22 protein-coding genes are annotated in these 21,766 nt (G+C 69.4%); 10 read left to right on the forward strand and 12 right to left on the reverse strand.

Annotated features, from left to right (window positions below; all coding sequences use genetic code 11):
• Nucleotides 1–3 precede the first annotated feature (3 nt).
• The gene (locus tag ACQPXD_RS43455) at nucleotides 4–363 is read left to right on the forward strand and encodes an ArsR/SmtB family transcription factor (protein WP_432828786.1); all 360 of its coding nucleotides are present in this window, start codon (nucleotides 4–6) and stop codon (nucleotides 361–363) included.
• Nucleotides 364–461: 98 nt separating this feature from the next.
• On the opposite strand, the gene ACQPXD_RS43460 is transcribed toward ACQPXD_RS43455, so the two are convergent.
• Nucleotides 462–1,298 carry a DeoR/GlpR family DNA-binding transcription regulator gene (locus ACQPXD_RS43460; RefSeq protein WP_432828787.1) on the reverse strand — a complete coding sequence of 279 codons (837 nt, stop codon included), beginning with the start codon at nucleotides 1,296–1,298 and terminating at the stop codon, nucleotides 462–464.
• A 296-nt stretch (nucleotides 1,299–1,594) separates the two neighbouring features.
• On the opposite strand from ACQPXD_RS43460, the gene ACQPXD_RS43465 reads away from it, so the two are divergent.
• The 7 genes from ACQPXD_RS43465 (at nucleotide 1,595) to ACQPXD_RS43495 (ending at nucleotide 11,106) form a co-directional block, all read left to right on the forward strand.
• A complete protein-coding gene (locus ACQPXD_RS43465) occupies nucleotides 1,595–2,884 on the forward strand; it encodes an ABC transporter substrate-binding protein (protein ID WP_432828789.1) in 1,290 nt (429 codons plus the stop codon).
• Nucleotides 2,885–2,939: 55 nt separating this feature from the next.
• Nucleotides 2,940–3,881 carry a carbohydrate ABC transporter permease gene (locus tag ACQPXD_RS43470; RefSeq protein ID WP_432828791.1) on the forward strand — a complete coding sequence of 314 codons (942 nt, stop codon included), beginning with the start codon at nucleotides 2,940–2,942 and terminating at the stop codon, nucleotides 3,879–3,881.
• 5 nt (nucleotides 3,882–3,886) lie between these two features.
• On the forward strand, nucleotides 3,887–4,732 hold the full coding sequence (locus ACQPXD_RS43475) for a carbohydrate ABC transporter permease (protein ID WP_432828793.1): 846 nt from the start codon (nucleotides 3,887–3,889) through the stop codon (nucleotides 4,730–4,732).
• Nucleotides 4,733–4,782: 50 nt separating this feature from the next.
• Complete coding sequence (locus tag ACQPXD_RS43480; RefSeq protein WP_432828795.1) at nucleotides 4,783–5,646, forward strand: ketose-bisphosphate aldolase; 864 nt, start codon at nucleotides 4,783–4,785, stop codon at nucleotides 5,644–5,646.
• Between the two features lies 1 nt (nucleotide 5,647).
• Nucleotides 5,648–6,844: an ADP-dependent glucokinase/phosphofructokinase gene (locus tag ACQPXD_RS43485; protein WP_432828797.1), complete on the forward strand. Its 1,197-nt coding sequence runs from the start codon at nucleotides 5,648–5,650 to the stop codon at nucleotides 6,842–6,844.
• On the forward strand, nucleotides 6,841–7,791 hold the full coding sequence (locus tag ACQPXD_RS43490; protein ID WP_432828799.1) for a class I mannose-6-phosphate isomerase: 951 nt from the start codon (nucleotides 6,841–6,843) through the stop codon (nucleotides 7,789–7,791). The genes ACQPXD_RS43485 and ACQPXD_RS43490 overlap by 4 nt, the downstream gene beginning before the upstream one ends.
• 132 nt (nucleotides 7,792–7,923) lie before the next feature.
• The gene (locus tag ACQPXD_RS43495) at nucleotides 7,924–11,106 is read left to right on the forward strand and encodes a BTAD domain-containing putative transcriptional regulator (RefSeq protein WP_432828801.1); all 3,183 of its coding nucleotides are present in this window, start codon (nucleotides 7,924–7,926) and stop codon (nucleotides 11,104–11,106) included.
• A gap of 2 nt (nucleotides 11,107–11,108) precedes the next feature.
• Here ACQPXD_RS43495 and ACQPXD_RS43500 read toward each other — a convergent pair whose 3' ends face one another.
• On the reverse strand, nucleotides 11,109–11,984 hold the full coding sequence (locus tag ACQPXD_RS43500) for a bile acid:sodium symporter family protein (RefSeq protein WP_432828803.1): 876 nt from the start codon (nucleotides 11,982–11,984) through the stop codon (nucleotides 11,109–11,111).
• A 165-nt stretch (nucleotides 11,985–12,149) separates the two neighbouring features.
• On the opposite strand from ACQPXD_RS43500, the gene ACQPXD_RS43505 reads away from it, so the two are divergent.
• Both ACQPXD_RS43505 and ACQPXD_RS43510 read left to right on the forward strand, forming a co-directional pair.
• Nucleotides 12,150–13,391 carry a TolB family protein gene (locus ACQPXD_RS43505; protein WP_432828805.1) on the forward strand — a complete coding sequence of 414 codons (1,242 nt, stop codon included), beginning with the start codon at nucleotides 12,150–12,152 and terminating at the stop codon, nucleotides 13,389–13,391.
• A 217-nt stretch (nucleotides 13,392–13,608) separates the two neighbouring features.
• Nucleotides 13,609–14,181 (forward strand): TetR/AcrR family transcriptional regulator, encoded by a 573-nt coding sequence (locus ACQPXD_RS43510; RefSeq protein WP_432828807.1) that lies wholly within the window; start codon nucleotides 13,609–13,611, stop codon nucleotides 14,179–14,181.
• 89 nt (nucleotides 14,182–14,270) lie between these two features.
• Here the strand turns inward: ACQPXD_RS43510 and ACQPXD_RS43515 are convergent, their stop codons facing one another.
• From ACQPXD_RS43515 to ACQPXD_RS43560, 10 genes are all read right to left on the reverse strand, one after another.
• Nucleotides 14,271–15,287 (reverse strand): alcohol dehydrogenase catalytic domain-containing protein, encoded by a 1,017-nt coding sequence (locus ACQPXD_RS43515; RefSeq protein ID WP_432828809.1) that lies wholly within the window; start codon nucleotides 15,285–15,287, stop codon nucleotides 14,271–14,273.
• Nucleotides 15,288–15,431: 144 nt separating this feature from the next.
• Nucleotides 15,432–16,175 carry a GntR family transcriptional regulator gene (locus tag ACQPXD_RS43520; RefSeq protein WP_432828811.1) on the reverse strand — a complete coding sequence of 248 codons (744 nt, stop codon included), beginning with the start codon at nucleotides 16,173–16,175 and terminating at the stop codon, nucleotides 15,432–15,434.
• A 14-nt stretch (nucleotides 16,176–16,189) separates the two neighbouring features.
• Nucleotides 16,190–16,525 carry a metal-sulfur cluster assembly factor gene (locus tag ACQPXD_RS43525; protein WP_432828813.1) on the reverse strand — a complete coding sequence of 112 codons (336 nt, stop codon included), beginning with the start codon at nucleotides 16,523–16,525 and terminating at the stop codon, nucleotides 16,190–16,192.
• A 3-nt stretch (nucleotides 16,526–16,528) separates the two neighbouring features.
• Nucleotides 16,529–16,894 carry an uL22 family ribosomal protein gene (locus tag ACQPXD_RS43530; protein ID WP_432828815.1) on the reverse strand — a complete coding sequence of 122 codons (366 nt, stop codon included), beginning with the start codon at nucleotides 16,892–16,894 and terminating at the stop codon, nucleotides 16,529–16,531.
• Nucleotides 16,894–18,129 (reverse strand): NAD(P)/FAD-dependent oxidoreductase, encoded by a 1,236-nt coding sequence (locus tag ACQPXD_RS43535; protein ID WP_432828817.1) that lies wholly within the window; start codon nucleotides 18,127–18,129, stop codon nucleotides 16,894–16,896. Before ACQPXD_RS43535 ends, ACQPXD_RS43530 begins: the two co-directional genes overlap by 1 nt.
• Nucleotides 18,129–18,467, reverse strand: coding sequence for a Rieske 2Fe-2S domain-containing protein (locus ACQPXD_RS43540; RefSeq protein ID WP_432828819.1), 339 nt, complete (start codon nucleotides 18,465–18,467; stop codon nucleotides 18,129–18,131). The genes ACQPXD_RS43535 and ACQPXD_RS43540 overlap by 1 nt, the downstream gene beginning before the upstream one ends.
• 110 nt (nucleotides 18,468–18,577) lie before the next feature.
• Nucleotides 18,578–19,618, reverse strand: a complete 1,041-nt coding sequence (locus tag ACQPXD_RS43545) for a toluene hydroxylase (protein WP_432844172.1) — start codon at nucleotides 19,616–19,618, stop codon at nucleotides 18,578–18,580.
• Nucleotides 19,619–19,623: 5 nt separating this feature from the next.
• Nucleotides 19,624–19,938 (reverse strand): MmoB/DmpM family protein, encoded by a 315-nt coding sequence (locus ACQPXD_RS43550; RefSeq protein WP_432828821.1) that lies wholly within the window; start codon nucleotides 19,936–19,938, stop codon nucleotides 19,624–19,626.
• Nucleotides 19,939–19,948: 10 nt separating this feature from the next.
• On the reverse strand, nucleotides 19,949–20,221 hold the full coding sequence (locus tag ACQPXD_RS43555) for a toluene-4-monooxygenase system B family protein (protein WP_432828823.1): 273 nt from the start codon (nucleotides 20,219–20,221) through the stop codon (nucleotides 19,949–19,951).
• A gap of 1 nt (nucleotide 20,222) precedes the next feature.
• The gene (locus ACQPXD_RS43560; protein WP_432828825.1) at nucleotides 20,223–21,746 is read right to left on the reverse strand and encodes a toluene monooxygenase; all 1,524 of its coding nucleotides are present in this window, start codon (nucleotides 21,744–21,746) and stop codon (nucleotides 20,223–20,225) included.
• Nucleotides 21,747–21,766 lie beyond the last annotated feature (20 nt).

Below are 21,766 nucleotides of genomic sequence, written 5' to 3' on the forward strand. Positions count from 1 at the left end.
GGCATGGCCCGGGAGGACGACGCGATGCCGGACATCGCCGACGTGACGATGGTCGACGTGCTGCGGGCGGTCGCCGACCCGATCCGCCTGCGCATCGTGCAGACGCTCGCCGACGGCCTGCCGCACGGCAAATGCGGCACGCACTGGGACTTCGGCGTGCACAAATCGACCATGACGCACCACTTCCGCACGCTGCGGCAGGCGGGCCTGACCCGCACCGTCGTGGCCGGCCGCACGCACACCATCGAGCTGCGCCGCGACGAGCTCGACGCCCGCTTCCCCGGTCTGATCGACGCCCTGACCACAACCGCCGGCGTTCCGTCAGCCGTTGGGGTCGCTCAGCGGATCGGGGACCAGAAGTAGTAGGTGCCGTCGCCGGGCCCGCGCGCCTACTGCGGTTGCGGCGGGCCGCGCGGTGGGAAGGCCTGGCGATGCCGGCGACCCGGTATTGGCAGGAACGGTCACGCCTGCCGTGGAGCTAGGGCCTTGGCCCCGGGGGTGAGCAGCTCGACGCCGCTCGCCTTGAGGGCGTCGCGCAGGTCGGGTGGCGGTGCGGTGTCGGTGATCAGGTAGTCGGCGGCGCCGAGCTCCGACACCTGGGCGAACAGGCGGCGGCCGAACTTGGAGGAGTCGGCGAGGATCGCCACGCGGGTCGCCCGGGAGATCATTTCCTGCATCATCGCGGCCTCGGCGAGGTTGCTCGTCGTGTAGCCGGCGTCGGCGGCGACCGCGCCGACGCCGATCAGCGCCAGATCGCAGCTGATGTCCAGCTCGGCGCCGGTGTTGGCGCGGAAGCTGACCGGGCCGATCGTGGCGAGGGTGAGCGCGCGCACCGCGCCGCCGAAGACGTAGATGTCGCGGATGGCGGTGGGCGGGAGCGCGCCCGGCACCAGCAGATTGTTGGTCGCAACCGTGAGGTCGCGGTGCTGGCCGAGGTTGCGGGCGAGCGCGAGGGTCGTCGTCCCGCCGTTGATCATGATGGTCGAGCCGTCCTTGACCAGTGCCGCGGCCAGCGCCGCGATCTTCTCCTTCTCCTGCTCCTGCACGGTGAGCCGCTGGTCGACGGTGCGGTCGGTGCGGAAGACCGTGGACAGGCTGACGGCGCCGCCGTACGTGCGCACCAGGATGCCCTCGGCGGCCAGCTGATCGAGATCGCGTCGCACGGTATCGATGGAGACGCCGAAGCGTTCGGCCAGCTCGCCCACCGTGACCTGGCCGGTGTCGGCAACATACGCGGCCAGCTGAGCCTTGCGTCCAGCAGGTAGATGGCGCTGCCGCTCGTCCCTGCCAACGCTCACTGTTCCCCCTTTGTCCGTGCGGCAGTATGCCACACCTGCGTGCACACTGAGCACATCGCTGCGTAGAGCCGCGAAGAGCTGCAAGGATGGGCAGGGTCCACCGAGGACCGGTACCAACCGGGCAAACTCCAGCCCGGAGGGTGGCGACGGGATGCCAGGCTCTGCTTCATAGCGCAAGAGTATGCCGTACTCCGCAGTTTTCTGCTGTTCTTCTCTTGTTCTAATCCGTAACACGCTGCTAACGTGACGCCAACACGGCACAGAACAGAAAGATCTCGATATAGAAGGAGTCCGTCATGGCGGTTCGTGCAACCCGGCTGAAGCGAGTGATAGGGGCGGTGACAGCGGCCGCGACGGTCGCGTTCGTGGCGGCGTGCGGCTCGGGCGGCTCGGGCGGCACCGCCTCGGACGGCAGCGTGACGCTGGAGTTCGCCCAGTGGTGGGGGGCCGAGCTTCCGGCCGGGGAGTTCGACAAGATCGTCAACGATTTCACCGCGCAGAACCCGAACATCAAGATCAAGCTGCTGAGCGCGCCGTACGCTTCCACCAAACAGCAGCTGATCACCGGCGCCGCGTCGAAGACCCTGCCCGACGTGGTGGGGCTCGACGGCGCCTGGGTCAACGACTTCGCCAAGCAGGGCGCGATCACCGACCTGTCCAAGCTGATGACCGACGCGAACTACGACACCGGCCAGCTCGCCAGCCAGGTGCAGATCAAGGGCAAGACCTACATGATCCCCGTGGTCAACTTCGTCTACCCGCTCTTCGTCAACAAGGACCTGCTCGCCAAGGCCGGCGTCGCCGAGGTGCCCGCCACGCGCACCCAGTTCCTCGACGCGGCCAAGAAGATCAGCGCGACCGGCGGCGACGTGAAGGGCTGGGCGCTCCCGCTCGACACCGCCGTCCCCAACGGCATCCAGAACGACGTCATGTCCTGGCTCTGGGCGTCCGGCGGCAGCATGCTGACCGACGGCAAGCCCAACCTGAACAGCGCGCCGGTCAAGAGCACGGTCGAGTACGTCAAGAGCCTGAACGACGCCGGCGTCATCGCCCCCGGCTCGCTCACCATGAAAGAGCAGGACAAGGTCGAGAAGTTCACCAACGGCCAGGTCGGCATGATGATCGACTCGCTCGCGCACATCAACCTGATCAAGAAGAACAAGCCGGACCTGAAGTTCGAGGTGGCGGCCCTGCCGGCCGAGGACGGCTACACCGGCAAGCGCGGCATCCCGTACGCGTCGTGGGGCATCGGCATCTCCAACTCCACCAAGCACAAGGCCGAGGCGTTCAAGTTCGTGTCCTACCTGCTCAGCCAGGACACCAACGCGAAGCTGAGCACGATCGCGAACGGCTTCCCGGGCAACAAGAACGCCAAGCCCGACTTCGGCAACAGTGACCCGCTGTTCAAGACCGCCTTCGACATCTACCAGCAGGGGTACCCGGCCAACGAGTTCGTCGGCCTGCCCAAGTCCGAGGACCTGATGCGCAGTTTCGACGAGCAACTCCAACTCGTGCTGACCGGCAAGACCACGGTCGACGATGCCCTCGCCAAGGCGCAGGAGTCCTGGTCCTCGGTGATCGAGTAGCCCGCCCGGGCGCCGTGCCGGTCCACCGGCGCGGCGCCCGATCAAGGAGACAGCGATGACATCCATGACGGCGCCGAAAACCGCGGCGCCCATCGAGGAGCAGGACACGCCGGGCCGCAACCGCTCCGCTCTGGCCCGGCGCCTGATCCCGTACGGCTATCTGTCCCCCACGGTGCTGTTGGTCGTGGTCCTGATGGTGGTCCCCATCGTCATGGTGATCAGCTACTCGTTCCGGGACAACGTGATCGTCCAGGAGAACTCGGTGTTCGCCGGGTTCGCCAACTACACCAAGGTGCTCACCGACCCGGACTTCCTGGCCGCGCTGAAGAACACCGCCGTCTTCATCTCGGTCAGCACCGTCGCCCACCTGGCCCTCGGCCTGGCCTTCGCGATGATGCTCAACACCCAGTTGCTGAGCGGGGTCACCAAGGCCATCTTCCGGATCGTCTACATCCTGCCCTGGCTGTTCACGATCGCGGTGATCGCCGTCATCTGGCGGCTGCTGCTCGACCCGTCCGGTGTGGTCAACTCCGTGCTGCGCACGCTGGGCCTGATTCAGGAGGGCGTGAACTGGCTCGGCGACCCCGGCAAGGCGCTCTGGGCGGTCACGTTCGTCAACATCTGGTCCGGCTACCCGTTCTTCATGATCAGCTTGCTCGCCGGGCTGCAGAGCATCCCCAACGATCTGTACGAAGCGGCCGCCGTGGACGGGACGAACTGGTTCCAGCGGTTCCTGCACGTGACGCTGCCCCAGCTGCGGCCGGTGATCGTCAGCATGGCGGTACTCGACCTGATCTGGACGTCCCAGCAGTTCGCACTGATCTGGATGACGACCGGCGGCGGGCCGCTGCACGCCACCGAGATGCTCAGCACCTACACCTACAAGCAAGCCTTCAGCGAGTACGAGTTCGCGACCGCGTCCGCCGCCGCCGTGATCGTGCTGCTGCTGACGATGGTCCTGGCCTTCTTCTACGTACGCCAGCAGCGGGAGCGGTGAGACACATGGCCGTCACGGTCAAGACCCGTCGCACCCTCGCCAAGGCCGGCGTCATCACCGGGCTCGTCATCGGCGGGCTGTTCGCCGGCCTGCCGGTCCTGTGGATGCTGTCCACCTCGTTCAAGAGCAACGGGGAGGTCTTCCAGAACCCGCCGAAGCTCATCACCAAGAGCTTCTCGTTCGACGCCTACCGGGAGATCCTGGGCAACGGTGCCCAGCTGCGGTTCTTCCTCAACAGCTACATCGTCGCCTTCGCGGTGACCATCCTGACGCTGCTGGTGGCCGTCCTGGCCGGGTTCGCGTTCAGCCGCTTCACGTTTCCGCTCCAGAAGACCATCAACGCCGTGATCGTCAGCGTCCAGGCCGTGCCGCCGATCACGCTCGTCATTCCGTACTTCGGGCTCGTCGTCGCGCTCGGGCTGTACAACACCTATCCCGGCCTGATCCTCACGCACATGGTGTTCACCCTGCCGTACGCGATCATCATGGTCACCGCGTACCTGAACACGCTGCCTCGAGAACTGGACGAGTCCGTCAAGGTCGACGGCGGCACCAGCTGGACCGCGCTGTGGCGGATCCTGGTGCCGATCTCGGTGCCCGGTCTGATCGCGGTCGGGATCTACACGTTCATGATCTCGTGGAACGAGTACCTCTTCGCGCTCACGCTCACCCGTACCGACGACATGCGCACCGTGCCGATCGGCATCCAGCTGCTCATGGGCCAGCACTCGTACGAGTGGAACCAGATGATGGCGATGAGCATCCTCGGGTCCATTCCGGTCCTCGTCCTCTTCCTGCTGTTCCAGCGACGGTTCATCGGCGGGCTCACCGCCGGCGCTGTCAAGGCCTGACACCTTCCAGCAACGTAATAAGGCAGTCACCCAGAAGGAGAAACACCGACATGCTGACGACCGGCAAGGCGATCCTGGACGTCGCCAACGAGCACAGCTTCGCCGTGCCCGCCTTCAACATCAGCGACTGGGCGATGTTCAAGGGGATCGTGGAGATCAGCGAGGAGACGAACGCCCCGCTGATCGTCGGGATCCACCCTGATGAGGTCCGGCACATCGGCCGCGAGATGATCACCGGCATCGTCGAGCGGTCGCACAACTCGAGCGTCCCGATCGCGATCCACTGGGACCACGGCGCCACCTACGAGCAGATCCTGCAGGCGATCCAGTACCGCTTCACCTCCGTGATGATCGACGGCTCACTGAGGCCGTTCGAGGACAACATCGCGATCACCAAGCAGGTCACCGACGCCGCGCACGCCGTCGGCGTGTCCGTGGAGGGCGAGCTCGGCACGATCGGCGGGAACGACACCTACGCCGAGGCGGGCGCCGCCGAGATCATCTACACCGACCCCGACGACGCGGTCACGTTCGTCGAGCAGACCGGCGTGGACAGCCTCGCCGTGGCGATCGGCACGTTCCACGGCCTCTACCCGGCCCACCTCAAGCCGGAGCTGAAGCTCGACCTGCTCAAGGAGATCAAGAGCCGGGTGCAGATCCCGCTGGTACTGCACGGCGGCTCCGGCAACCCGGACGACGAGATCCGCGAGGCCGCGCGGATCGGTATCAACAAGATCAACATCTCCACCGACATCAAGGTCGCCTACCACAACAAGATGCGCGAGGTGCTGGGCAACGACCCGAAGGTGCGCGAGCCCAACGCCATCCAGCCCGCCTGCATCGAGGCCATGAAGGTGGTCGCCGCCCAGAAGATCGAGCTGTTCGGCGCCATCGGCAAGGGCTCGCTCTACTGACATGGCCGACGCGTCCCGTGTACTCCTGGGCCTCGGCGGTTGCGTCGACTACGAGTTGAAGCTGACCGCCGGCGTGCTGGAGCAGCTTGTCGCCGAGCACGGCATCGTCGCCGCGGAACTGACGTCGCCGGCCAGGGTGACCAGCGAGCGGGACCTCGTGGTGTCGATCCTCGCGTACGTGGCCCGGGGCGGAGGCGGCGAGCACTTCGTCGCCTCCGCCCCGGCGCTGTCGGCCTTCGCGAACCGGTTCCCGCATCGGGAGACCCTGGGCGGTACCTCCGTGCGGGCCGGGATCCTGATGAGCCGGCTCGGCGTGCCGTCGACGCTGCACCTGGTCAGCGTCAACGACACCTTCCGGCGGCTGCTGCCGGCGGACAGCGAGTACATCAACAGCGGTACCGGCGACACCTTCTATCCGCACCTGATCGTGCAGTACGACAAGGGCCTGCGCGTCCGGGCGAGCGACATCGACATCACCGCGCCGTTCCCGAACCGCCTGATCTACGTCAACGACCCGGCGAACGGTGCCATGCTGCTCACCCACGACCTCGGCGACCGGCTGGCCAAGGCGGACGTCTTCCTGATCTCCGGATTCAACGCCATGCTCGACGAGGCGGAACTCGACGAGCGGCTCGCCGCCCTCAGGGCACACATGCGGCAGCTGCCGCACGGTGCGGTGACCTATTTCGAGGACGCGGCGTACCACGAGCCCGCCTTCAGCCGCCGGGTCCGGGACGCCCTGCTCGACAAGATCGACGTGTACGGGCTGAACGAGGACGAACTGCAGTCGTACCTCGGCCGCCCGGTCGACCTGCTCTCGGCCGAGGACGTCGCGGACGCGCTCACGGCGGTGCACTCGCTCATCCCGGTGCCGACGCTGGTGCTGCACACGAAGTACTGGGCCGTGTCGCTCGGCGCAGGCGTCTACGCCGACGCCCTCGACACCGGCACCGTCATGGCCGCCACCCGCTACTGCCACGGCGACAATTTCACCGGCGAGGACGTCGAGCGCCTGCGCCGGCTGCCGCGGCGGCCCGAGTCCGTCGCCTTCGCCGCGGCGCTGCGCTCGCGCATGGGCGAGGCCGTCGAATGTGTCCCCGGCTTCGCGCTCGACGTCCAGAACCCCACTACTGTCGGGCTCGGCGACACGTTCGTCGGCGGCTTTCTCGCCGAGCTAGCGCTGAAGGGACACCGATGACCGTCCAGGTACTGCCCGCCAACCAGCCCGAGACGTTCTATCGCGGCGCCGGCCGGATCGCCGAGTTCCGCACCCTGCCGGCGCTGCCCGACCGCCCCGAGGACTGGGTGGGCTCGGTGACCAGCCGGTTCGGGCTCGCCCCGGCCGGGCTGTCCACCCTGGCCGACGGCCGCGTGCTGGCCGAGGCGATCGCCGCGGACCCGCGCTGGTGGCTCGGCCCGGAGCGCGCCGACACCGGCGTGCTGGTGAAGCTGCTCGACGCCGGGCAGCGGCTGCCGTTGCACGTGCACCCCGACCGCCGCTTCGCCACCGCGCACCTCGCCTCGCCCTACGGGAAAACCGAGGCCTGGGTCATCGTCTCCGCACGGCCCGACGCGTACGTCCACCTGGGCTTCGCCCGTGACGTGGACGCCGCCGAGCTGGCCGGCTGGGTGGACGGGCAGCGGACCGAGGCGATGCTCGCCGCCACCAACAAGATCCCGGTCACGCCCGGCGACGCGATCCTCTGCCCCGCCGGCCTGCCGCACGCGATCGGCGACGGCATCCTGCTGGTCGAGGTCCAGGAGCCGACCGACTTCTCGGTACTGCTGGAGTACGAGGGCACCGGCCTCGCCGACGGCCACCTGGGCCTCGGCTACGACCTGGCCCTGCAGTGCGTTGACCGCGGCGCCTGGACGCCATCGCGCCTCGGCGAACTGCGCGGCACTGCGGCCCGGCTGCTGCCCGAGGCCGCGGACGAGTTCTTCGCCGCCCGCCGCCTGCACGGCGGCGACCGTCTGGAGCGCGGCTTCGGCGTGCTGGTCGTGGTGGCCGGAGCGGGCCGGCTGACCGGCGAGCAGGACGACGTGCCGCTCCGGCGGGGCGACACGCTGCTGGTTCCCTACGCCGCCGGCCCGGTCCTCCTGGACGGCCAGGTCGAGGCCATCCACCTCGCGGCGTCCGCCTGATGCGCGCAGTAGCCGCGCGACCGGCGGTTTCTGGACGGGCGCTGGGCCGGTAGAATCTGCGCGCTGCGGCACGAGAACGGTTCGGCGGTTTGCCCGCCGGCAATCTGAAATGTCCGTCCAGGGGGGACAAGCGTGGCCTTGCCCATCCAATCCGTCCCGCCCGGCGGCGTCTCCCTCCGCCTACAGGTGCTCGGCCCGTTGCGGGTGTGGCGCGACGGGGTCGAACTGGACGCCGGGCCCCGGCAACAGGCTTACCTGCTGGCCTTGCTGCTGGCCCGGGTGGGCAAGCCGATCAGCACGGGCGAGCTGATCGACCTGATCTGGGGCGACGAGCCCCCCACCAGCGCGCTCAACGTCATCCACAAGTACATCGGCGCATTGCGGCGGCTGCTCGAACCCGCGGTCCCCGCCCGGGAAACCGGCTCGTACCTGCATCGCCACGGCAATGCCTACCTGTTCACCGTCGCCCTCGGCACGGTGGACCTCGTCGCCTTCCGGGAACTCGTCGAGGCCGCCAAGGCCGACCTCTCGCAGCAGCGCCACGAAGCGGCGCTTGAGCACTATGTCGAGGCGCTCGGCCTCTGGCAGGGGCACGCCGGCGGCGGATTCACGCATGGGCCGGCCGCGACGTCGATCTTCGCCGCTCTCGACCGCGAGTTCCACGCCGCGTGCGCGGAAGCGGCCGAACTCGCGGTGTCGCTGCGCCGAGCGGAATGGGTACTGCCGGCATTGCACCTGGCCGCGTCGATGGCGCCGTTCCACGAACCGGTACAGGCCGGCCTCATCGCCGCCCTCGGCGCCGCCGGGCGCCAGGCGGAGGCGCTGGCAGCGTTTCACGCGGTCCGGTACCGCCTCGCCGAGGAGCTCGGCATCGACCCCGGCCCGGCGCTGCAGGCCGCGCACCTGCGAGTGCTGACGCAAACCCCGAGGTCGCTCGCGGTGGCGGGCACGGCGGGTGAGGGTGACCGCGCGCCGGCGAGGCGGGGAGCCGGCCTGGTCGGCCGGGACGAGGAACTCGGCGTGCTGCGGCAAGCCATCGAGGCGGCGCTCACCGGCGGCACCGGGCTCGGCATCGTCGAAGGCGAACCGGGCGCGGGCAAGACGCGCCTGCTGGAGGAGGCCGCCGCCGTCGCGGACCGGCGCGGCGCGGTCGTCGTCTGGGCCTCCTGCCTGGAAGGCGACGGAACACCATCGATGTGGCCCTGGGAGCAGGCGCTCACCGTGGTCCTCGACAGCCTGCCGGCGTCGGCGCGCGAGAAGTGGCTGGCCGGCGAGCTCGGTAGCCTCCTCGAATCTCGGCACGACGACGCCGCGCCGCCGGCTTCCGGCGGCCGCGCCCAGTTTCGCCTGTTCGAGCAGGTCGTCACCGCTATCGGCCAGGCCGCCGCGGAACGGCCGATGCTGGTCATTCTGGACGATCTTCAGTGGGCCGATGCCGCCTCGCTGCAGCTGTTCGGCCATCTGGCGGGCCGGCTGCCCGCCGGCACCGCGATCATCGGCGCCCTGCGCGACCGCGCGCCCACACCGGGCTCCGACCTTTCGCGGGTACTGGCCGCCGCCAGCCGGCTGCCCGGCCACCGCCGGATCCGGCTCGGCCCGCTCGGCCTGACCGACGTTGCCGAGCTCATCCGCCGCGAGACCGGCCACGAACCCGGCGCGGACGTCGCCCGCGACATCCACGTTCGTACCGCCGGCAATCCGTTCTTCGTCCGTGAACTGTCGCGGCTCCTCAGCGACCGCGGCGCGATCGGCGACGGCGACGCCTCGGACCGCGTCGGGGTGCCGTCCACGGTGCGGGACGTCGTCCGCGATCGGATGGCGGGCCTCGACGACGGCGCCCGCGACCTGCTGCGGGTCGCCGCGCTCATCGGCCGCGACCTCGACCTCGGCCTGCTCGCCCGCGCCGCCGGCGTCGACGTCGCCGACTGCCTCGCACGCCTCGAACCGCTGCGTGCGCTCGGCCTACTCGAAACGGGGCCGGAGGACCCGTTCTCGTGGCGCTTCGCGCACGACATCGTTCGCGAGTCGGTCACCGAGACGACGGCCCACCAGCAGGCCATCCGGCTGCACCTGCGCGTCGCGGACGCACTCGAAGCACGTCATGCGGACGACGAGTCGATCACCGAACGCCTCGCCTACCACCTGTGGGCCGCCGGCCCGCTCGCCGACCCGGTTCGCACCGCGGAGGCGCTGAAGCGCGCCGGCCGCCGCGCCGCGACCAAGCTCGCGTTCGCCGCCGCCGACCGGCACCTGGAATCGGCCGCCCGGATCGCGCGGGCCGCCGGGATGCCGGAGCTCGAGCTCTCCGCCCTCTCGCTGCTCGCCATCGCCCCGCGCCGGCAGGCCGGCTACGGCGGCACGACGTTCGATCTGCTGGAGCGCGCGGAACAGCTGGCGCGCCAGCTCGGCCGGGAGGTGGACGCCGCCGGCCTGCTCTTCGCCCGCCTGTTCGGGGCCTACACCTTCCTGGAGTGGGACCGCGAACGTCTGGTCCGCCGGCTGTCCGAGCGAGGGGAAGCGACCTCCGATCCGGTCGTCCAGGTGTACGGCCGGCAAGCCCGGGGCCTGCACCAGTGGGACAGCGGCAACATCGGCGAGGCGTACCGATGCTTCAGCGAGAACAACCCCGCCCTGCTCGACGGGGTCGTCTCCGCGCACAGCGACACCCCGATCCGGCGTGACGTCTCGGGTGAGTGGCCCGGCTGGCTGGCCGTCGTGACCGCGCTCCACGGCGACGTCGGGACGGCGGAGACCATCGTCGACGAGTGGAACGGCCCCGACGACCCGTATGCGGTCACGGCCTGGGCCTACTACATCACCAACATCGCGTCGATGGCCGGCGACGCGGGCTGGGTGATGCGCACGATCGAGCGGTGGATGACCGTCGGCACCGGCCGCACCGCGGTCCAGCAGGAGCACTATTTGCGGCTGAACTGGTACTGGGGCCGCGCCCTCACCGGCGACGACCCGGCCGGTATCGCGGCGGAGGCCGAACAGCTCCTGGCCGGGACGCTGGTCGACCCGCCGCGGTGGGGCGTCGCATACCACCACGGACTGGTCGCCGAGATGTGGCTGGCCGCCGGGATGCCGGACGCGGCGAGCAACGCCCTCGACCGGGCGGACCAGGCCCTCGAAGCCTACGGCCAACGCTACGCCGAAGGACTCGTCCTGCTACTGCGAGCGCACCTGCTCCGCGACCGCGGCGAGCCCGCCGACGCCGTGCGAGCCGCCGCCGAGAAGGCCCGCGACCGGTCCAACGAGCGCGAATCCTACCTTTTCGCCCGCCGGGCCGAGCGGTTCCTCGCCGAGCTGTGACGTCACGGCGTCGGGTTCAGCCGAGCCCGACGGGTGAGCAACCAGCCGAACCCGGCCGCTGTGAAGAACATGACGATGCCGTACACCGCGCCCGGGATGGCCATCTCGGCGCTGTCCAGCAGTGCGGGGCTCAGCGCGATCGTGATGGCGAGTGCGGTGTTGTGTATGCCGATCTCGAACCCGGCCGCGATGGCCGCGCGGTGCTCGACGCCGGCCAGGCGCGGCACGCCGTAGCCGATCAGCAGGCTCACGAGGTTGAAGACCAGCACGGCCAGCCCGACCGAGACGAAATAGTCGGCGAGGTTCTCCCGCTCCCCGAACAGCACGGCGGAGATGACCGCGACGAGGACCACGACCGACAGCACCCGCACGGGGCGGTTGAGCCGCTGCGCCGCCTCCGGCGCCCGCGCGCGCACGAGCATCCCGATCGCGACCGGCACGAGCACGATGACGAAGACCTGCACCATCTTGTCGAACTGCAGCCCGAGCTTGGCCTCGCCGGCCAGGAGGTACCCGGCCGAGAGGTTCACCACGATCGGCAGGGTGACCACGACCAGCACCGAGTTGGTCGCGGTCAGCGTGATGTTCAGCGCGACATTCCCGCCGAACAGGTGGCTGTACAGGTTGGCGGTGGGGCCACCCGGCGACGCCGCGACCAGGATCATCCCGACCGCCAGCTCCGGCGGGAGCCGGAAGGCGAGCACCAGGCCGAAGCAGATCGCCGGCAGCAGCACGACCTGGCACAGCAGCGCGACCACGGCCGCCCTCGGATGCTGGCCCACCCGCCGGAAGTCGTCCAGGGTCAGGCCGAGGCCCAGGCCGAACATGACGATGCCGAGGGCGAACGGCAAGCTGCCCAGGATCAACGCGGAGTCCATGGCGGACATTCTCGGCGTCCGATCCGGCGAGCGCGAAGGTCACTCTTTCGGATTGCCCCCGTGTGGTGCAATTGTCGCAGAGCTGCCGGGCGGCGGAATGCGAGTTGGCGGTCACGAGAGAGGTGCATACGTGACTTGGGGTGTCCGTCCACCGTGGAACCTGCCATGAGAGCGCACAGCTGGGGCGTCATCGCGCGTGGCGCCGTGGCGGTCACGGCGGCGCTCACGCTGACCGCGGCGTCGTGCAGCGGTGAGCCGCCCGCGAAGCCCGCCGGTGCTGATCCGAGCCAGCCGGGCCCCGCGTTGCGCGGCACCCTCCTGGTCTACGTGGAGAGCGAAGTCGTCACCGTGACCGGGACCGCCGAGCGTCCGGTGGTGACCACCATTGCCAGCGACGTCCGATCCGCCGCCCTGAGCCCGGACCTTCGCACGCTCGCGTACGTGAGCGGCACCGGTCGCCTGCTGCTCCGGGACGTGGCCGGCGGGACCGACAAGCCGCTGGCCGTTCAGTCCGCCGGCCAGCCGCTGACGCCGGAGAACGCCTGTATGGCCTGGTCGCCGGACAGCCAGCGGCTGGCCGCCTTCGCCGGCGACAACGCGTTGTACGTCATCGCCACGGACGGGGCCGCGACCATGGTGGACGCGCCCAAGAGCGCCCGGTACGTCAAAGTTGAGAACAAGATCTTCCTGCGTCCCGACCCGGCCGACCCCGGCGTCCAGGTCACCTCGGAGATCACCTGCCCGGCCTGGCTGGATGCCCGGCGGCTGGTCTTCGACCGCGTGGCCGCGATGCCGGAGCAGATCACCGAAAGTGAACGCGCCGGGGCCCACGTGTCCACCGACACCACCACCATCGCCGATCTCTCCGCGGGCCCGGTCCGACTTTCCGACACGCAGTCGCGGTGGGGCGTCTCCGGCACCTGCGGCGACCGGCTGATCACCCACAACACCGACAACGCCCGCTTCCTCGTGAACAGCGCCGCGCTCACCGGCCCCGACGCCGCGACGCCGGCCGGTGGCGCGCTGCCCAAGGCCACCGAGCACGGATTCATCCCGGGGACCTGTGATGTCCTGCTGATCGACGAGGCCGCCGGCCACGACACGCACCCGGCACGGCGCTACGGCGTGACGACGGGCGCCCTGACCGAGCTGCCCGCGATCGGCGCGGACGCCGGAGCGCCACCCCGGCTCGATCCTCGCTTCACGGCGTGGCAACCCGGGGCCACGGTATTCGCGTGGGGCGGGTCGTACGCGCGCGACGGCTCGGTCCGGACCTTGCGGAACAAGATCGCGCTGCACGACCTCGCGAGCGGCCGCCGGAGCACCATCGCGATCGGCACGGACGACCGGCGATGGGTCAAGAGCATCCTCGGCTGGCTGCCGCCTGATCAGCGCGCGGCCGGGTAGTGCGGGCGCAGGTTGGCGGCGAGAATACGGTCGAGGACGCGGTCGGGCAGGATGCGGGGCAGGCGAGGACGTGGAAGCCCCGGCCGGCGAGTTCTCGTGCGGTGGCCGCGCCCATACCCGTGGAGGCTCCGGAGACGACGACCAGCTCGGTTTCATTTGACGTTGTCACATGAAACACTGTAGCCGTTGATCTGACGCTGTCAACTAGACTGCGAACATGGTCACCCGCACAGAGTCCGCCGCCGCCACACGAGCCGCTCTCGTCCGCGCCGCCGCGCAGTTGCTTGCCGAAGGCGGGCCGGAGGCCGTCACGCTACGCGCCGTAGGGGCACTGGCCGGCGTGTCCCGCGGCGCCGCCTACGGCCACTTCGAGGACAAGGAGGCGCTGCTCACCCAGATCGCGGTCGACGGCTGGACCGCGGTCGCCGACGCATTGGAACGACTCGGCGCCGACGCCGGCCTCAGCGCCACCGAACGGCTGGAGCAGGCCCTCATCGCGTTCATCGACGTGGCCCGTCACCAGCCGCACCTGTACGCCCAGATGTTCCGCACTCCCACGGGTGACCCGCAGGCCGTCGTGCGCGCGGCGGAACGGTCCCAGCAGGCGTTCCTCGCGATCGTGCGACCGGTCGTCGGCGCCGAGGACGTCCGCGCGCAGGGCGCGCTGCTGATGTCGAGCGCGCACGGCATCGCCGGGATGGAGCTGAGCGGTCACCTGGCCAAGGAAAAGTGGAGCGTCACCGGCAACGAGTTGATCGTCAGGCTCGTCGCGGCGCTACGGCGAGCCTGAGCCACGGACTCCGCCGCCGGCCGGGCCCCACGGCGTGCGGAGGCACAACGCCGGGTCGCACCTCCGCACGCGGTCGAGACCCTGGTAGGTCAGAACGTCACCACGGCCTTGAAGCGCGCCTTGCCGGTGCTCGCGGCCTCGTACGCCTCGCCGACCCGCTCCTTCGGGAAGATCTCGACCATCGGCTTGACCTCGCCGCGCGCGACGAAGCCGAGCGCCTCGACGAGGTACTCCATGCCGTTGTGCGCGGAGCCGATGACCTCGTAACCCTGGAAGGCCAGCGGGCCCGCCGGCAGTACCATCTCGTCGGTGGCGACGCCCATCACCACGACCTTGCCCCACGGCTTGAGGCCGGCCATGGCGTCGACGACGACGGCGTGCGAGCTGCCGGTGTGCATGAGGACGTCGGCACCGCCCGACGCCCGCAACGCTTCGCCGTCGGCGACGACCACGTCGGCGCCGAGCTGACGCGCGAGCTCGTGCTTGTCCGGCGTCCGCGTCACCGCCGTGACGTGGTAGCCCGCCGCCTTCGCGTACTGGATCGCGAGGTGGCCGAGGCCGCCGACACCCACAACAGCGATCCTCGCGCCCGGCTTCGGGTCGACCTTGCGCAGCGCGGCCCACACCGTGTATCCGGCACACATCGTCGGCGCGGCGTCCTCGTACGTGATCCCGTCGGGCAGCAGCACGGTGCCGTTCGCGTCCGCGGCGATGTACTCGGCGAACGCGCCGTTGACCGTGACGCCGGTCAACGTCGGGCTGGCGCAGTTCACGCCGCTGACGAAGCTGATCGGGTGCTCCTGGTGGCAGAAGTCGCACACGCCGCAGACCTTCTGGGCCATCGGGATGCCGACGCGATCGCCGACCTTGCGCTTCGTCACGCCCTCGCCCACGGCGACGACCTCACCGACGCCCTCGTGCCCGAGCACCAGGGGGAACTCGTGAAACGACAGGGTGCCGTTCGCCATCCAGACGTCGGTACCGCAGATTCCACACGCGCGGATCCGCACCAGCACGTCGTTCGGCCCGACCTCGGGAACAGGCCGGTCCTCCAGCACCCACGGGGCGTTGGCCCCGGCGATGACGGCAGCCTTCATCTGCGTCATAACTGATCCTCTCGTTACGTGATTGCGTGTCCGTCCGGGCCAACAAAACCACCGCGGACCGTCACGCGGGCCCGCGTAACCGGCCCGCTCGTACCTAGGCCGAACCAACCTGGGTACGGCAGGACCACCTTGGGCGACCCAGGCTCATCTCGACGGTCCGGCGACGGGCGTGCGATACAGGCGCACCCGGTAGCTGTAGTGCTCCGGGAGGTAGTGGTTGACGGCGAGCTCGACCGCGCGGCCGGTGGCGTCGTAGTAGGTGCGGTCAATCCGCAGCATCGGTGTCCGCGCCGGCACGGCGAAGTGGCCCGCGATTTCGCCCGGCAAGGGCGCGACCGTGATGACCTGCTCCGCCTCCGTGATCGGCTGCTCGGCAACCCGGTCGAGCAGCCCGACGATGGTTGCCCGGCGGATAACCCCTTGCTCCGTCAGCTCCGGCAGGCCGGACATGAGGCGTCCGACGTCGACCGGCAGAAAGACGCGCGTCGAGCAGAACGTGCGTCCATTGTGGATGCGCCGGAAGGTGGCCGTCGTGACGTGGTCGGCACCAAGTCCGAGGCGGCTTGCGGCCGCGGCGTCGACGACGTCGTGCAGCGGCAGCAACAACTCGAACTCGGTGTCGATGGCGAAGCCCATCAGCTCCTCGATCGAGCCGGACTGACGCAGGTATCTGCTGTCGTGCGCGCTGGCGAAGGTGCCGCGGCCGGGGACCCGGTAGACCAGGCCTTCGCCCACGAGATCCTGATACGCGCGACGGACGGTCTGCCGGCTGAGCCCACGTTCCCGGCTCAGCTGCTCCTCGGTCGGCAGCCTCACTCCGTCCGCGAACCGGTTGGCGAGGATCGCCGAGCGCAGTTCCTGCGCGAGCGACCGGTAGGCAACCGTCACGACTCACCTCCGGCTCACATCGAGAATCCGATAGCGCGAAGCTGCTCGCGCCCTTCCTCGGTGATGCGGTCGGGTGTCCACACCGGAGAGAAGACCCAGTCGACGCGTACCGCGGTCGCCAGGCCGCCGGCAACGAGCGCCGTCTGGATCTGGTCCTCGATGATCTTGGTCAACGGGCAGGCCGGGGAGGTGAGCGTCATCCGCAGTGTCGCGGATCCCCGGTCGTCGAGCTCGACGGCGTATACGAAACCGAGGTCGATCACGTTGACACCGAGGTCGGGGTCGAGCACCTCGCGAAGCGCGTCCTGGATCCGCCCCTCGCGAAGCGCGGCACCGGTGGCAGTGGTCATGACTCAGTCCTTCCGCACGGCATTCGGGAGGGGGCTCAGCTCGATCGTGATCGCGGTTGTCTGCGTGGTGATCCAGTCGGCGCTGCCGTGGGCGAGCCGGCGCACGCGAGTGACCGGATCGCCCGCATCGACCGTGTAGGCCGAGATCACGAGCACATATCCGCCCGGCTCGAGCGTGCGGTCGGCGACGGCCATGGCGTCTTGGAGCACGCGCGCGACCTGGGGGCAGATGGTGCCCGCGGCGAACCGCAGGGCGAACAGGGCCTCGACGGCGGTCAGGTGGCGAACCCGGTCGAGCACCCGGGCGGCTTCGGTCCGACTGACACGGGCGGTTCGGGTACCAACGACAATGGCGGGGGCGGCGCCCATCACCGGCTCCGCTCGGCGACGACGAGGCGCTTGAGGTTGACCGACTCGTCGGCCAGCAACCGCGGGTCGACCGCCGCACCGGACTGGATCAGCCGCTTGCCGGCCAGGATGTCTGTGCCGCGGTCGATCGCGAAGACACCGCGCACCCGGCCCGAGGCCAGGGAGAACACGGAGAAGCTGCGGTCGGCCAGCGAGCCGCGGACAACCGTCTGATCGCAACCGTCGCCGCGCCCGATCGACTGGAGACTGTGTTCGTACTGGTCCGACCAGAACCAGTGCGGGTCGTCGTAGGTCTCCCCCGATCCGAGCATGTTGCGGGCCGCGGCGGCGCCCTGCTTGACCGCGTTGTCGTGATGCTCGACGCGGATCCGCCGGTCGTAGCGAAGGTAGTGCTGCGACGCGACGTCCCCGGCGGCGTAGACGTTCGGGGCGGACGTTCGGCAGCAGCCGTCGACCGCTATCCCACCGTTGGCGCCGTCGACAGCGATGTCCGTGCCCACGGCGAGATCCGTGGCCGGCACGAGGCCGATGGCGACGACGAGGCTGGCGCATTCCAGGCGACCACGGTCCGTGGTCACGAGGACGCGGTCGCCGGTCGCGTCGACGGATTCGACGGTCTCTCCCGTCCGCAACGCGACGCCGTGATCGCGGTGGATGGCCGCGACGACCTCACCCACCTCCTTGCCCACGATGCGCTGGAGCGGCACCTCGGCCTGCTCGAGCACCGTCACGTCGACGCCCAGCTTGCGGGCCGCGGCGGCGACTTCGCAGCCGATGAAGCCCGCGCCCATGACCACCAGCGGCTCGCCGGGCGTCAGGCGCTCGGCGAGAGCCTGGGCGTCCGCCAGATCGCGGAGGTAGAGGATGCGGTCGCTCTCGATGCCGGGCAGTCGCCGCGGTCGCCCGCCCGTCGCGATCAGGACGCGGTCGTAGCCGACCCGCTCCCCGTCCCCCAGCACGACCGCCTGCCCGGCGGTGTCGATCGCGGCCACCCTGGTGCCCAGCCGGAGTACGACGCCCTGCTCGGCATACCAGTCCGGTCGGCGCAGCTGCAGGTCGGCCGCGGTCGTGGCTCCGGTCAGGAAGTCCTTGGACAGCGGGGGGCGCTCGTAGGGAGCGACGTGCTCGGCGCTGATCAGGGTGAGTGCGCCGTCGTATCCGGCAGAGCGGAGCGCGGCCGCCGCGGCGGAGGCGGCGGGACCGCCACCGACGATGACACAGTTGGCGATGGTCATCACGACACCGCGACCCAGATGGTGCCGTCCTCGACCTTGGCCGGAAAGGCGCCCAAGGCGCAGTCGTCGGGGTTGAGGCCCTTGCCGGAGAGGGCGTCGAACTCCCACAGGTGGCGTGAACAGGTGAGCTTGCCGTCCTCGAATGCTCCCTCGTCGAGGGCCCACTCCTGGTGCGGGCAGCGATTCAGGTAGGCCCGAACCTGGCCGTCGACGTTCATCAGGAGAATGTTGGTACCGCCGACGACGACGCGGGTCATGTCGCCCTCCCAGAGATCGTCCTCGGCAAGCGCGGGCGTCCACTCGGTTGCGGTGGCGGGGACGTCGTTCACAGCGGACATGCTTTCGGCCTTCCATGCGGATTTGGATCGTTGGCCGGCGCCGGGCCACGGAATCGTGCGGTCTCCCCTGCCGGGGCCGACCGTCGGCCCCGGCAGGATCGAGGTGGCGGTCAGCCCGCGGTGACCGCCGGATCGAGTCCGGCGCCGGCGAGGAAGCTTCCCCGGGCGGCCCGTGCCTGTTCGGCCACGCGCTTCGCCGGCCGCGCGTTGCCGGGGAGCGACTCGAACAGGGTGCCGAGGCCCTCGGCCGCGGCATCGGCGCGCGATGACCACTTTTCGATCCACTTGTGCAGCACGTCGGTGTTCTCGACGCGCTGCGCGACCGCATACCGGGCCAGCGCACCCGACCAGCGGGCCCGCCGGTCGGCGTCCTTCGCCAGGTAGGAGCTGAGCAGCCAGGTCAGCTCGTCGCCGTTGTCGCGTGCGACCTCGCCGAACTGGCGCAGGAGCACGTCGTCGATCGTCGGCATCAGCACGAGATTCAGTGCCGTGAACGCCTCGGCCCAGTCGTAGGCGATGAGCGCCAACTCGATGGTCTTTCGCATCGGCTGCCAGGCGGCCGATGTCTCCCATACGTGACGCTCGTGGCTGGCGAATCCGAGGCTCGGGTCGAGCAGCTCGAGCTCACGGGTGCGGTAGGCGACCTGCGTTACCCGGCGGAGCAGGTCGGCGGCGGAGAGCGCGGCGGCGTTCGTGATGTAGGACGACGGTGCGATGTATCCGATGTACGCCTCGACCTGCTGCGCACCGTGCAGCGGGTAGCGCGACGGCGTGTAGAGCTGCGCGAGGGTGTGCCGCCACGCCGCCGGGAGCGACGCGTCCGCGTTCGCCGAGGCGTACTGCACGAGCAGGCCGTTGACCTGCGTTTCCTGCTCGTCCTGCATTACCACGTACGTGCGGTACGTGTGCGCGTCGGGGTCGCGGAACCCGTGCCAGTCGGCGGCCCGGAGCGGGGAGCGGTCGCGGTAGGTGCTGATCCACAGGTTCCCGGGCGACGACGGGTTGCCTTCGAGCGGCGCTTTGCGGCCCTCACGCAGGGTCCAGTTGGTGCCGTGGGTGACGATCTCGTACTCGCTGGGCCGCTTCTTGATGTCCCCGAAGGCGCTCCACGTGCGCAGCCTGGGCTTCGGCGCGGGCGGCGTGGTCCGCATCTCGGTCACGATGTTCTCCTTCCGCCGGCCTTGGCCGCCGGGCGCGCGCCCAGCGACCATTCGACAGCGTCGCTGCTGGTGTGGATGCGGCCGGAGAACGACGACATGATCGCCTCCAGCGAACGGATCTCGAAGCTCTCTCCGAGGTGCCGTTTGAGGGACTCCGCGGTCACCCGGAGGCGGTCGGAAGCGTGGATGCGGACGTAAGCGCCGCGGTCGATGACCTCGATCTCGCGATCCGGATTGTCGTCCTCGATGGCCGCGGCGATCAGGTCGACCTCGTCGCACATGCGCAGGATCGGTCCGACAGGATTGTCCATGGCTCGGCTCTCAGTCCTGGTACTCGACACGGACGTGGTCCAGCGCGACGATGCCCGCTTCGGCGACCGTCAGGTGCGCGGGCACGATGCGGCCGTTGTGGAAGACGACTTTCGGCTTGTCCTGCTTGCGGACCCGCTTGCCTTCGCTGTGGGCGGCGACCGCCTCGGCAAGCTCGCCGATCGTGCTGTTGGACATGATCGGTAGCAACAGTTCGCTGTAGTCGTCGGAAAAGATCGCGTTCAGCGGGACGAGCAGCGGCTCTTCGGTCTTCGTCTCCGTCATGTCAGCGCGCCCCCACCAGCAGGCCGGACTCGGTGGTCGAGGGCTCGGCGAAGGACTTGGCCCAGGCGTAGCCGTGGGCGTCGTCGCCCATCACGTCGGGAGTCAGGCCCATCCAGCTGAGGACTCCGGGCAGGTCCATGGGCTGGATCTCGCCGGCGAGGAACCGGTCGACCACGGTGGTGTGGTTGACCGCGTCCCGGTCCTCCCACCAGATCTGGCGGCAGCCCTTGGTGCAGAAGTAGTAGGTCGTCCGGTTGTGTTTGAGCGGGTAGTTGCGCACCTTCCACTTGCCGTCCCGGCCGTAGACCGGATTGATGTTCGGCAGATGGCACATGCTGCACAGCCACGGGAGCGTGTCGGGGAGCGTCGCCTCGACGTTGCCGGCGTTGATGTTCTCGGCGATGACGGTCCACTTGTCGAGATAGAACTTGTCCCAGTCGGGGTACTTCTCGCGAAGCCATTCGCGGGACTCGGCGTCGACACCGCCGGCGGGCTTCCACCAGACGGTGGGACGGTAGTTCCAGAAGCCGAGGTGCAGCGAGTGGTGCCACGTGTCGAGGCCCTGCATGAACTCGTCCCAGTACCAGGGCTTGCGCAGCCCGTAGTCCTCCAGCGTGCGGACGAACTGATCGATGATCCACTCTTCCATGAACTCGCGGTAGGACTGCCGGCGGTGCTCGACCGGCGTGTAGTAGTCCATGACCGGGCCGGTGAGCGCGGCGAAGGCTCGGGCCGAGAACCAGAAGTACTTGTCGATGGTCCACTGGGCGCGGACGGGGTCGTGCGCGACGAGCAGTTCGAGGGTCGGCCCGCCCTGCTGCGCGTGCCGGGCCTCGTCCGTCTGGATGGAACTGATCATGTTGGCGAAGTTGATGTCACCGGCCTCCAAAGCGTCGGACGAGAGCGCGACGAACTGGAGGTTGGTGAAGCCGGTCTCGAAGGTCATCGGCAACTGGACCGCCAGGTCGACGACATCGGGACCAATGATCATGCCGTCGAACAGGGTGCGCAGTGAAATCGAGGCCCAATCGTTGGTGTGGAAGGCCTTCTGCGACCAGTCGTACTGCGGGTCCTTGGCGACGAACTCATGGCCGAAGAAGAGCGTGATCTGCGCGTGCCGCAGCTCGTCGAGGGCACCGAAGACGGCCATGTTGCGCCACGCCGGACTCAGCCCGAACCGGGCCATCTTGAGCTCGCCGAGCAGGCCGGCGTACTCCACCAGGGAGACGCCACCGAAGTGCATCTTGGTGGCCGACTTCCAACCCTCGTCGAGGCTCTCGAAGGTCTTGGAGCGCTGCAGCGCGGCCTTGACGGCGTAGGCGGAGCTCTCCTTCTCCCGCTGCGTGGCGACGTAGTCGGGGTAGCTGACCTTGTAGCTCTCCTCCCACTTCGACCACGCCGCGCGGGGGATCTTGCCGGTGCCCGACTGCCAATCGGGGTAGACCGCGTCGTCGTCGACGTAGGTGAAGGTCCAGTCGACGTCGCGGACAATGTGCTGCCATTCCTCGCGTTTCAACAGCGTCACGGTGGTATTCCTCTTCTTCC

The organism is Dactylosporangium sp. CA-092794, from assembly GCF_050948465.1.
In the GTDB taxonomy this organism is placed as follows: domain Bacteria; phylum Actinomycetota; class Actinomycetes; order Mycobacteriales; family Micromonosporaceae; genus Dactylosporangium.

Bases quoted from the DNA above. Each gene is read 5' to 3' on its own strand.
- ACQPXD_RS43545 (WP_432844172.1), bottom strand. From the start codon at position 19,618: ATGCGGACCACGCCGCCCGCGCCGAAGCCCAGGCTGCGCACGTGGAGC.
- ACQPXD_RS43550 (WP_432828821.1), bottom strand. From the start codon at position 19,938: ATGGACAATCCTGTCGGACCGATCCTGCGCATGTGCGACGAGGTCGAC.
- ACQPXD_RS43540 (WP_432828819.1), bottom strand. From the start codon at position 18,467: ATGTCCGCTGTGAACGACGTCCCCGCCACCGCAACCGAGTGGACGCCC.
- ACQPXD_RS43490 (WP_432828799.1), top strand. From the start codon at position 6,841: ATGACCGTCCAGGTACTGCCCGCCAACCAGCCCGAGACGTTCTATCGC.
- ACQPXD_RS43535 (WP_432828817.1), bottom strand. From the start codon at position 18,129: ATGACCATCGCCAACTGTGTCATCGTCGGTGGCGGTCCCGCCGCCTCC.
- ACQPXD_RS43555 (WP_432828823.1), bottom strand. From the start codon at position 20,221: ATGACGGAGACGAAGACCGAAGAGCCGCTGCTCGTCCCGCTGAACGCG.
- ACQPXD_RS43470 (WP_432828791.1), top strand. From the start codon at position 2,940: ATGACATCCATGACGGCGCCGAAAACCGCGGCGCCCATCGAGGAGCAG.
- ACQPXD_RS43505 (WP_432828805.1), top strand. From the start codon at position 12,150: ATGAGAGCGCACAGCTGGGGCGTCATCGCGCGTGGCGCCGTGGCGGTC.
- ACQPXD_RS43465 (WP_432828789.1), top strand. From the start codon at position 1,595: ATGGCGGTTCGTGCAACCCGGCTGAAGCGAGTGATAGGGGCGGTGACA.
- ACQPXD_RS43455 (WP_432828786.1), top strand. From the start codon at position 4: ATGGCCCGGGAGGACGACGCGATGCCGGACATCGCCGACGTGACGATG.
- ACQPXD_RS43530 (WP_432828815.1), bottom strand. From the start codon at position 16,894: ATGGGCGCCGCCCCCGCCATTGTCGTTGGTACCCGAACCGCCCGTGTC.
- ACQPXD_RS43485 (WP_432828797.1), top strand. From the start codon at position 5,648: ATGGCCGACGCGTCCCGTGTACTCCTGGGCCTCGGCGGTTGCGTCGAC.
- ACQPXD_RS43480 (WP_432828795.1), top strand. From the start codon at position 4,783: ATGCTGACGACCGGCAAGGCGATCCTGGACGTCGCCAACGAGCACAGC.
- ACQPXD_RS43500 (WP_432828803.1), bottom strand. From the start codon at position 11,984: ATGGACTCCGCGTTGATCCTGGGCAGCTTGCCGTTCGCCCTCGGCATC.
- ACQPXD_RS43525 (WP_432828813.1), bottom strand. From the start codon at position 16,525: ATGACCACTGCCACCGGTGCCGCGCTTCGCGAGGGGCGGATCCAGGAC.
- ACQPXD_RS43515 (WP_432828809.1), bottom strand. From the start codon at position 15,287: ATGACGCAGATGAAGGCTGCCGTCATCGCCGGGGCCAACGCCCCGTGG.
- ACQPXD_RS43510 (WP_432828807.1), top strand. From the start codon at position 13,609: ATGGTCACCCGCACAGAGTCCGCCGCCGCCACACGAGCCGCTCTCGTC.
- ACQPXD_RS43475 (WP_432828793.1), top strand. From the start codon at position 3,887: ATGGCCGTCACGGTCAAGACCCGTCGCACCCTCGCCAAGGCCGGCGTC.